Genomic DNA, 10059 nt, shown 5'->3' on the forward strand with positions numbered 1-10059 from the left:
CCTGTTGCCGATCTTCCTTCACCAGAAAGACGGTGGAGCGTGAACCCGGGTGCGACGGATGATCGAGGCGGAGAGCCTCACGAAGAACTACGGCAGCGTCACCGCGGTGAACAGGGTATCCCTTTCCGTCGCGGAAGGGGAACTCTTCGGCCTGCTCGGGCCGAACGGCTCGGGCAAGACGACGATGATCCGGATGCTGACCGGGCAGGTCCGGCCGACCGCCGGGACGGCACGGGTGATGGGACTCGATGCGGCAGAAGACCCCATCGGGGTCCGGCGACTTGTCGGGATCATCCCCGAGCAGGAAACGCCGCCGAGTTTCCTCACCGCCGAAGAGTACCTCCATTTCGTCGCCGGCATCCGGAACCTCGACCGCGTCCGCGAGCGGTGCGACCGCTGGTTTGACCTGCTGGAGTTCCGGGACAAAAAGGACGTCCTCTGCAAAGACCTCTCGCGGGGCACCCGGCAGAAACTGATGTTCTCCCAGGCCTTCCTCCACGAGCCCCGGCTCGCCATCATCGATGAACCGCTCATCAACCTGGACCCCATCGTGCAGCGGACGGTCAAGGACTTCCTGCAGGAATACGTCCGGGACGGCGGGACCGTCTTCCTCTCCACCCACATCCTTGAGATCGCCGAGGAGATCTGCGACCGGATCGGGGTCATCCACAACGGGCGGCTCCTCTACGCCGGCTTCGTCGAAGACCTTGTCCGGTCCGGCCATAGCCTTGAGCCCTTCTTCCTTGACCTGGTGCGGGGCGATACCGGTGCCTGACCTCTTTTTTGCGATGATGAAGGAAGAGTGGCGGATGCACTCGACCGTCTTCGGGAGCCGCGGGTTTGCGCTCTTTCCGGCGGTGGTCGCCGCCTTTGCCTTCTTCGGGTCGCTCACTCTCCCGCTCTTCTCGGATGCGCTCCCGTACAGCGCGGTCGCCCTTCTTGCGCATCTCTTCTTTCTGCTCGCGGGGTTGATGGTGGGATCGTTCGGTCTTGCGGGGCGCGAGTTCATGAACCGCCGGTTCGGGCAGATAAGCCTCGTTGCCTACGCCTCCCGGAGCCTCCCCGTCTCGGAGCGGCGGATTTTTGCCGCGTTTCTTGCGAAGGACACCGTCTACTACATCCTGCTCTACGTCCTCCCCTTTGCGGCGGGGTTTGCCGCGGCAACGCCCTTCATCTCCCTCAACCCGGCCCTGGGCCTTCTCGCGCTCGTCTCTCTCATGCTCGCTTTTCTCCTCGGACTCGCCGCGGCCTGTTTCCTCTCGACCCTCTATGCACACTCCGTCCGGCTCTTTGCCGGAGCGGTTGCGGTAATTGCAGCGGTTGCGGCACTCGCGCTCCGGACGGCGCACTCCGGCATCGCCGGTCTTCCCCCGTACGCCTTCTTCATCGACCCGGGCCCGGAACCGCTTGCGCTCGCCCTCCTCCTCATCCTGGTCCCGGCCGCCGTATCGGTGCTCTTTGTCACCGTCGATTACCCGGATCGGAAAAAGCGGTTCAGAAACAGCCTCGACCCCCTCATCGGGAGGCTCCGCGCCCTCGGGAGCGCACACTTCATCGCCAAGGACGCCCTCGACCTGCTGCGGAGCGAGGGCGGCGCCGGAAAGGTGATCTTCTCGTTCCTCCTCCCCCTCGCCCTCGTCTGGGTCTGTCTCCGGGTCCTGATCCGGTTCATCCCGGGCATCGACCCCCTCGTGGTCTTTGCGGTCCTTCTCGGGGTGCTCTCGGCCACCATCTATAACTGGCTGACCGAGTTCGACTCTTTCTCGTCCTACGCCTTCCTGCCGGTGAAGGTCTCGGAGGTGATCGACGGAAAACTGAAGAGTTACGCCCTTCTCGGCATCCTCCCGGTCGCGGTGCTCGTGCTTGCGGCGGCGACCGCCGGCGAAGCGGGGGCGTTCCTCCCGGCCTTCGTCGCGTTTATCTCGGTCTCGGCCTACACCCTCTCGGTGACGGTCTATCTCACCGGGCTTCACCCGAACGTCATGCTCTACCACGCCGGAGTCTTCCTCTGCTACCTGCTCGCGATAAGCCCGGCGCTCCTCCTCCTGATCTTTGCGTCGATCCTCGACCCGGCTTACGCGTTTTTGAGCCTCTTCCTCATCCCGCCGGCGGCGCTCCTCATCGCCCGCGGGCGGACGAGGTGGCAGGCGTGGGAGATGCCGGGATACTGACACATTCGCCCCGCGCACGGCGCGGCTTCAAGACCTGTGCGGGAGATACCGAAATATACACTACAGAGGCGGCACAACAAACACGCTGAACCCATTATCTTGCTTTTGGCGGGTATTTCTCAGGAAGATATGCAGAAAGTGATCAGCGACATAAGGATGGAAGAAGCAGCAATCAAAAAGATCCGAACTCTCCGGCTCATCCGGGGGCAGTTGCGATTGAACTCCGCGGAGACGGGAGCATGACCCCCGTTCGCATCTTCATCAGCAGCGTGCAGAAGGAGTTTGTCGACGAGCGGGCGGCCCTCCGTGACTACCTGCGAGGCGACGCACTGATGCGGCGATTCGTCGAGGTCTTCCTTTTCGAAGACGTCCCGGCCGCCGACCGCCGCATAGATGACCTGTATCTGGACGAAGTTCGACGCTGCGACCTCTATGTCGGGCTGTTCGGAAACGACTACGGCGTCGAGAACGCCGAGGGGCTCTCTCCGACCGAGCGGGAGTTTGACCTCGCCACTGCCGAAGGAAAGCACCGGCTCATCTACGTCAAGGGCTCGGACGACGAGGCCCGCCACCCGAAGATGTGTTCCCTCGTTAGAAGGGCGCAGGCGAGCCTGATCCGAAAGCGGTTCAACACCTCCGCCGAACTTGTCGCAGGACTGTATACGGCGCTGGTCGGATATCTGGAGGAGAAGCAGTTGATCCGCTCCGGTCCCTTCGACGCGGCTCCGTGCACGAAGGCGAAGATAGAGGATCTGGATCCGGAGCGTATAGCGCGGTTCATTCGTACGGCCAGAAAGACCCGACAGTTCCCCCTCGTCGATGGCGCTTCTCCCCAGGAACTGCTGGAGCATCTGAACCTGCTCGACGACGGGCAACTAACGAACGCGGCTGTCCTCCTCTTCGGCAAACAGCCGCAACGATTCCTGATCTCTTCCGAGCTCAAGTGCGCCCACTTCCACGGTACCGAGGTGGCCAAACCGATCCCATCCTATCAGGTCTACAAAGGCACGGTCTTCGATCTCGTGAACGCGGCGGTGGATTTCGTCCTCAGCAAGATCGCCCTCGCGGTGGGTACACGCGAGGCCGGCCCGCAGGCGCCGGTACAATACGAGATCCCGAAAGAGGCGGTGGCGGAAGCAATTGTAAACGCCGTCGCCCACCGCGATTACACCAGCAACGGCAGCGTGCAGGTGATGCTCTTTTCGGACCGCCTGGAGGTCTGGAACCCGGGCGAGCTCCCACCGTCCCTGACCCTCGAAAAACTCCGGCAGGCCCATGGGTCGGTACCGGGCAACCCGCTCCTCGCAGAGCCCATGTATCTCGCCGGATACATCGAGCGGATGGGTACGGGAACGCGGGACATGATCCGACACTGCATCGAGGCAGGTCTGCCGGAGCCGGATTTTGCCGGGAGCGTGCGGGTTCCAGACGATCATTCGCCGGGCTCCGGCTCCCGGGCGGGGGTCGCAGCCAGAGTCACAGCCGGAGTCACAGCCGGAGTCACAGCCAGAGTCGCTAGAAACGAGAATCCTTCTCCTCCTGGAGGGCGACCCGAGGTCAAAAGCGGAGTTGTCCCGGGAACTCGGGCAGAAGAGGGTCTCAGGGCAGCTCAACAAGGTCGTCCGTCAGCTCCTGGCCGACCGTATGATCCGGTACACCATCCCCGAAAAACCGGGCAGCCGGAACCAGAAGTACCTTCTGACCGATAAAGGCCGGGTAGCGCTCCCGAAATCCGGTTCGAGAGAGGATACACCGTGAGCGCGGGAACGCCCGGGATACATGCGAAAGGGGCATTCTGCGGTCACGCGGCCATCCGCTTCTTCGCATATTCGTCCCAGTGGGCCTCAAGGAACCCCCGGATACCCCGGCCGGGTTTGTACGGCGGATAGATCCGGCGGTAAGCCTCCTCGGCGCCGGCAAGGCTCTCCGTCGGCAGGACGTCGGTGTAGGCCGCGAGGTAGAGGAGCCCGATCGCCGCCGACCGGGAGACCCCGAAGCCGCAATGGACCAGCACCTGGCGGCCCTCCGAGAGGCACCGGTCGATGAAGACGAGAGCGGCGTCTATCGCCTCCTTCGGAACGTCGGCGGGGTCCCTTGAGTCGATCAGGTTGAGCATCAGCCGGTTCCCCCGGCGGGCGACCAGGTGCTCGGGGTGGTCCGGCGGCACCGTGCCGAGGGGGGAGTAGGTGACCGCCAGGCAGTGGTAGGGGCTCCGGCAGGCGTGCACCACGCACCAGGACTCGTGGGCTTCCACCGCGACCTCATAGTCTTCCTGTGTTCCGATGTACAGGTTCGGATAGATCTCGATCATGCGCTTCGTCCTCCCGTCTCAAGCACGTAGGCCGCAGCACCGAGGAGCGGCGCCCGCCCGCCGAGTTCGGAGACGGCAATCCGGGGAAGGGGAAGGTAACGGTCGATGCGGGGCTCCATAAAGCGGATCACGGTATCTCCGTAGTAGCGGGCGAGCGGCCCGTCGATCACGATCACGTCGGGGTTGTAGGCGACGATGACGGCCGAGACGCCCCGCGCGTTCACCTCCCCGAGCGCCTCCATGAAGGCGAGGGCGACGGGGTCCCCCGCCCGGGCCGCCTCGAAGATCGCCCGGGTCGAACCGGCGTCAAAGGCGACCGGCCCGACGCCGGCCCGCTCCCGCCACGCCGCGAAGAACCGCGGAATGTTCTTTGCAGAGGCGTAGCCCTCCCAGTGGCCCCGGTAGCCGCACCCGCAGACGAGGTTGTAGCGGGTATCAACGGGGATGTGCCCGACTTCGCCGGCATTGCCGTCCGCTCCGAGGAGGAGACGGCCGTTCACCACCGCGCCACCGCCGATCCCGGTGGAGAGGGTGATATAGACGGCGTTGTCGGAGCCGCGGGCGGCGCCCGACCACCGTTCGCCGAGGACACCTGCCCGGGCGTCGTTGACCAGAGAGACCGGCAACCCGAACCGTTTCCCAAGGGGTTCGGTGACCTCCACGACCGGAAAGGCCATGTTCGGCGAGTTGACGACCCGCCCGCGGCCGAGGTCCAGGGGGCCGGCCGATGCGACGCCGATAGCCGTTGCCTCCCGCCCCCGCGGCGATGCAAGGAGAGCCTCCACCCGGGCGGCGATCGCGGCGGTGATCGCCGTCCCGGACGGCCCGAGAGTCGGCGTCGGGACGGCGGTATGGGCGAGTACGGTCGCATCGGAGGTCACCAGGGCGGCACGGAGGTTGGTCCCGCCGAGGTCAACGGCAATTACGGTCGTCATATCATGGTCTCTCCCGGAGTGAGTCTACTCCTCACGAAATTACGCAAACGAGCGGCATAAACCTACCCATATCCCGCGTCAAACGCCCTCTCCCACCGCCAGACAGGGATACTTCTCCCGGGGGTACCTGCCCTGGACCGATTCGCGGACGAACTGCTCCCTCGACGCGGCGGAAAGGAGACTTTCGTAGACATCCTTTGGAACGCCGACATAGCGGTAGGCGTTGGCGTTTCCGCAGACGATGAGGAGCGCCCTCGTTGTGGGGTCGTAGCCGACGGACTGTATCCCCACGGCTGAGTGTTGAGGCATACCGGAGGGTAGTGGCCGATGGTAGTGATAGCGGTTGCGGCCGCCGGGGGGCCCGCACCCGCCACCCCGGGGTACACTCCCACCCGTCAACCTCATAACGTTCGAACGCTATTCTCCATTTGAGGATACCTGCATGGCACGAAGAGATGTAACCACCAGAGAGGCAAAGGCGATGGGCGAGCAGATCGGGATCGCCTGGAAGGAATTCGACGTCGAACAGTTCCGGCGCGGCATGATCGTCGAACTCGAACACGGCCTCCGCGATCCGGCAACAAACGTCACCGACGACGACCTCCTCCTGACGGCAAAGATCGCGCTTGCCCACCTCAACGAGTTCCCGGACTACTACGACCGGCTTGAGAAGATGGAAGACGAGGCGGAGGCCTACTGGGCGAAGGAGAAGGCTTAAGGTTTGTGAGCGGCAATTCGGCGGCTATACGGGCTTTTCCTGCAACGGCGAGGGAGCGGACGCCCCGGGACGGGAGACCGGCTCCCGGACGATCCCCCAGAGGTCCACATCCTCATAAACACTCCATTTCCGGACATGCTCCCGGAAACAGCCTTCGTGAACCATCCCGCATTTCTCCATGACCCGGCCGGACGCCGGGTTCCGGGAGAAGTGCATGGCGTAGATCCGGTGCAGTCCGAGAACGCAAAACCCGTAATCGATCACCGCACGGACCGCCTCGGTAGCATACCCCCGGCTCCAGCAGGGTTGCGCGACCCAGAACCCGAGCTCGCCGCGGGCGTGATCAGCGTCGATCCGCAGGCGAACGCCGCCGATGAGGGTCCCCTTCCCGGCAAGCGTAACGGCGAAGGCTGCGGCGTCGCCGCGCTCGATGCCCCCGCAGATGGAGGTGATCCAGACCTCCGCGAGGCCGTCCGGGTAGGGGTAGGGGAGGAGGGTCGTTGCAGCAACAGCGTAGTCGCCGCACAGCCGTTGAACCGCGTGAGCGTCCGCGAGGGTAAACGACCGCAGGAGCAGACGGTCGGTGGCAAGGGTGGGTTGCGTTCCCATGAATACTCCCATGGCACCGACCGGTAATAATCCTGCCGCGACGCCGTCCGGCCCCTCTCCCGGGCGCCCGTACAAAAATCTTCCCGATTCTATCGGGAGTCTTCTTTCCCGGCATTATCGCGCGTTCGATGCAGACGGAGAGTTAGGCAATCTGGTTTTTGAGAAGGGTGTATATTATCGATTGTATTCGCCAACCAGCAACCTTTATTAATTTTTGGTCTGTATTCCATCATGCATGATAAAAGTCGCGATCAACGGATACGGCACCATCGGTAAACGGGTAGCCGATGCGGTCGCCGCACAGCCCGATATGGAGATCATAGGGGTCTCAAAGACAAGCGTCTCCGCCGAAGCATACATTGCAAAAGAGCGCGGGTACCCCCTCTACATCGCAGACCTCGGGAGAAAGCCGGCGTTCGAGAAGGCCGGGCTTGAGGTCGCCGGCGACGTGGAGACGATGCTCAAAGCCGCCGACATCATCGTGGACGCCACACCCGGTGGCGTCGGGGAGAAGAACAGGCCAGTCTACGAAAAACTCGGGAAGAAGGCGATCTTCCAGGGCGGCGAGGAGCACGAGGTCGCCGGATTCTCTTTCAACGCCCACGCGAACTACAAAGAGGCTATGGGCAGGCAGTTCGCCCGGGTCGTCTCGTGCAACACCACCGGGCTCGTCCGGCTCATCACCGCCATGGATCGGGCCTTCGGCGTCGAACGGGTCCGGGCGGTGATGATCCGGCGGGCGGCGGACCCCGACGACATCCAGCGGGGGCCGGTTGACGCCATCGTCCTCAACCCGGTCACCATCCCGAGCCACCACGGCCCCGATGTCCAGACCATCCTCCCGAGCGTAAACATCGTCACCCTCGCGATGATCGTCCCGACGACGTTGATGCACATGCACTCTGTCCAGATCGACCTGAAGCGCGAGACCACGCGGGAAGAGGCGCTGAAGGTCCTTGAAAACCACAGCCGCATCGGGATCGTCCGCAAGGCCACCGGCATCAAGAGCAACGCCCAGCTCCGGGAGTACACCCAGGACCTCGGCCGGCCGAGGACGGACCTCTGGGAGAACGGGGTCTTTGAGGAGTCGGTCGCGGTCCTCAACGGCAGGGAGTTCTACTGCTTCCAGGCCATCCACCAGGAGGCCGACGTCGTCCCCGAGAACGTCGACTGCATCCGCGCCATGATGGGGACCGTGAAGGACCCGGAAGAGTCCATCAGGACGACCAACAAAGCGCTCGGTCTCGTCGCCATCGGGTGAACGGAGGGCAGAGGGAGGAAGGCACGCACCCCCACCAAAACAATTTTTCCCGGGGGAGCGCGGCGCCCCTCACGCACCGGGCGGTTTGAGTCTCCCCCGGCCGATCCGGACCGATCCGGGAAGCGAGGGCATCATCCGGGATTCTCCGGCGCCGAGACTTTTCGGTCGAGATCCTCAAGGCACACCAGAACCTGATCCCCGGTGACGATGTTCTGGACATCACTCTAGGAGAGGTCCGGGTTTCCCATGAGATTGAGAGTTACTCTCTCAAATCCCGCTTTCGTTGGAAGTATACATGTATCCTCTCTACATTATGGTTTTCTTGTTGGCTTTTGTGATAGATCTCTATAAACGTAACAACGTTGCATGCAGGATCGATGGCATATATAACTCTTAGACCGCTCCGAGCGCCGCCTTTGAGACATCGGCATCGAAATTGCTTTACTTTATATACTGGATCATCTCCTGCTTCTTGCCCTAAGGGGATGCGATACGTTTCGGGTAATAGATGAGGATATTTCGCAACAAACGCCTTTTGAAAGACTTCCCAATCACTGTCAAGAGTCTTATATTTTTTCTTCAGTTTTTTAAAATCCCGCCAAAATTCCCCCAAAAAGCGATATTAGGGGGAGACAGGTTGTTCATATTCTCTCACTGAAGTTTGCGGGTCTCTGTAGAACACAAGTTCGTAGTCAATTTCTCCGTTAGGTTCGGTGGCCATCCACGGGAGATCGATGTGAGACAACGCGCTCACTTGCGCCGCCGTCATATTGGAATATTTTGCGAGGGTATTTTCTATATGCTGTAGCTCTTCGGCGCTTAATAAACTTATGTCAGGCTCCTCATTCGAAACATATCTTTTTTGATCGTAGCCGTGATATTTTGCCATAAATTGAGTTATTTTTCCTTCAGTCTCCAGTTCTGTTAAAATTGCGTCAAAATGACTTGGAGCGGGACCATGCTCAAGCCTGAAATAACGTTCGCCGGTTAACTTCCGCTCATATAACTCATAGAAGTCAAATTCGGCGAAATACAGGATCTTGTAGAGAACTGTTTTGCCGACATTGGGAGCGTGACATGAACGACTAATGGCATAATGTAAGACTTGTTTAAATTTTTTCATGGTTAAACGAATTTTTCATTGTGTATGCAGCCATAAACCTCCTCCCCAGGGTTCTCTCCTTTCAGAGATCCAAAGCCATGATCAAGTGCGCCTGCCCCTTGCACTTGTATTCCAGATATCCGCAATGTAACACCTTGCATCGGCTTGCATTGTATTACATCGTTATACTCTAATGTACCCTATATATAATACTTACATTATTATATCAATTTATACTAATATTACCGAACTAACCTTTCTCGTCGATCCCTGCACATAGAGCCGGGCGGGGGAGGCATCGAGATCAGTATCATCAAAGGAGATAAAAACGCCTCTCCGATCCCCATACCCGACAATGCAAGAACCAGGACGAGCGCCCGCCCCAGGAGAGAGGTAAGGAAGGATCCGCTGGAGGAACTAATGATCGATCGATGCATCCATCGTCTGCGCGCCACCCTTCAGGAGACGGGTGGCAAGACGCTTCTGCTCGCGCGCTTTCAGCTACAGGCTGGTCTCCTCCAGCCACAGAAGGGAGGCCGTCCAATGGAGGCCAACAGTTTTCGGAGCATGGTCCCCAGGAAACCGATGAACCCCCGCAGATCCGTGAAGGGGTCGCGGTCTTCCTGCAGGTATCGGAGCGAGAGCCCGCTATAATCGTACTCCTTGCGCTCCCCTCCGGGGAGGTCGTAGACGTACTCAAGATAACGCCGGACGGCCCTCTCGTACGCCTCCCTGGTCGAACGTTTCCGGTAGAGGGCGAGAAAATCTGATAGACCATCATCATGAAGGGCTGGGTGAGACGGATGTGAACTACCCCGCGCTCTCGGGCGCGGCTTCCTGCTTCATTCCTCCTCCATTGAGGCAGGTCCACAGGCTCAACGGAGCGTTCCCCGCCTGATATCAGGGTGCTTGGTTCTCGCAACACAGATAGAACATTATTGGATGGGTTTAA

Annotated in this window: 10 protein-coding genes and 1 pseudogene; 6 read left to right on the forward strand and 5 right to left on the reverse strand. The window is 61.0% G+C overall.

What is annotated here, in order from left to right; genetic code table 11:
* Window positions 1-58 precede the first annotated feature (58 nt).
* The 4 genes and pseudogenes from BP737_RS08935 (at window position 59) to BP737_RS14800 (ending at window position 3929) form a co-directional block, all read left to right on the forward strand.
* Complete coding sequence (locus BP737_RS08935) at window positions 59-775, forward strand: ABC transporter ATP-binding protein (RefSeq protein WP_292409571.1); 717 nt, start codon at window positions 59-61, stop codon at window positions 773-775.
* The gene (locus BP737_RS08940) at window positions 768-2171 is read left to right on the forward strand and encodes a hypothetical protein (RefSeq protein WP_292409501.1); all 1404 of its coding nucleotides are present in this window, start codon (window positions 768-770) and stop codon (window positions 2169-2171) included. Before BP737_RS08935 ends, BP737_RS08940 begins: the two co-directional genes overlap by 8 nt.
* Before the next feature lie 239 nt (window positions 2172-2410).
* Window positions 2411-3520, forward strand: a pseudogene (locus BP737_RS08945) (DUF4062 domain-containing protein); the annotation flags it as partial.
* Window positions 3521-3740: 220 nt separating this feature from the next.
* Window positions 3741-3929 (forward strand): hypothetical protein, encoded by a 189-nt coding sequence (locus BP737_RS14800; protein ID WP_394339239.1) that lies wholly within the window; start codon window positions 3741-3743, stop codon window positions 3927-3929.
* Window positions 3930-3972: 43 nt separating this feature from the next.
* Here BP737_RS14800 and BP737_RS08950 read toward each other — a convergent pair whose 3' ends face one another.
* The 3 genes from BP737_RS08950 to BP737_RS08960 all read right to left on the reverse strand — a co-directional run bounded on the left by BP737_RS08950 (window position 3973) and on the right by BP737_RS08960 (window position 5726).
* Entirely contained in the window at window positions 3973-4482 is a 510-nt protein-coding gene (locus BP737_RS08950; protein WP_292409505.1) for a dual specificity protein phosphatase family protein, read from the reverse strand.
* On the reverse strand, window positions 4479-5417 hold the full coding sequence (locus BP737_RS08955) for an ROK family protein (RefSeq protein ID WP_292409507.1): 939 nt from the start codon (window positions 5415-5417) through the stop codon (window positions 4479-4481). The genes BP737_RS08950 and BP737_RS08955 overlap by 4 nt, the downstream gene beginning before the upstream one ends.
* Window positions 5418-5495: 78 nt before the next feature.
* Window positions 5496-5726, reverse strand: coding sequence for a KTSC domain-containing protein (locus tag BP737_RS08960; RefSeq protein WP_292409509.1), 231 nt, complete (start codon window positions 5724-5726; stop codon window positions 5496-5498).
* A 133-nt stretch (window positions 5727-5859) separates the two neighbouring features.
* Here BP737_RS08960 and BP737_RS08965 point away from each other — a divergent pair, with 133 nt between their 5' ends.
* On the forward strand, window positions 5860-6135 hold the full coding sequence (locus BP737_RS08965; protein WP_292409511.1) for a DUF5661 family protein: 276 nt from the start codon (window positions 5860-5862) through the stop codon (window positions 6133-6135).
* Between the two features lie 24 nt (window positions 6136-6159).
* On the opposite strand, the gene BP737_RS08970 is transcribed toward BP737_RS08965, so the two are convergent.
* Window positions 6160-6744 carry a GNAT family N-acetyltransferase gene (locus tag BP737_RS08970; protein WP_292409512.1) on the reverse strand — a complete coding sequence of 195 codons (585 nt, stop codon included), beginning with the start codon at window positions 6742-6744 and terminating at the stop codon, window positions 6160-6162.
* A gap of 235 nt (window positions 6745-6979) precedes the next feature.
* Here BP737_RS08970 and BP737_RS08975 point away from each other — a divergent pair, with 235 nt between their 5' ends.
* The gene (locus tag BP737_RS08975) at window positions 6980-8005 is read left to right on the forward strand and encodes a type II glyceraldehyde-3-phosphate dehydrogenase (RefSeq protein ID WP_292409515.1); all 1026 of its coding nucleotides are present in this window, start codon (window positions 6980-6982) and stop codon (window positions 8003-8005) included.
* Window positions 8006-8627: 622 nt separating this feature from the next.
* On the opposite strand, the gene BP737_RS08980 is transcribed toward BP737_RS08975, so the two are convergent.
* The gene (locus BP737_RS08980) at window positions 8628-9128 is read right to left on the reverse strand and encodes a Panacea domain-containing protein (RefSeq protein ID WP_292409516.1); all 501 of its coding nucleotides are present in this window, start codon (window positions 9126-9128) and stop codon (window positions 8628-8630) included.
* Window positions 9129-10059: the final 931 nt, after the last annotated feature.

Origin of the sequence: Methanoculleus sp. UBA291, assembly GCF_002499755.1 — an archaeon.
GTDB classification, from domain to species: domain Archaea; phylum Halobacteriota; class Methanomicrobia; order Methanomicrobiales; family Methanoculleaceae; genus Methanoculleus; species Methanoculleus palmolei.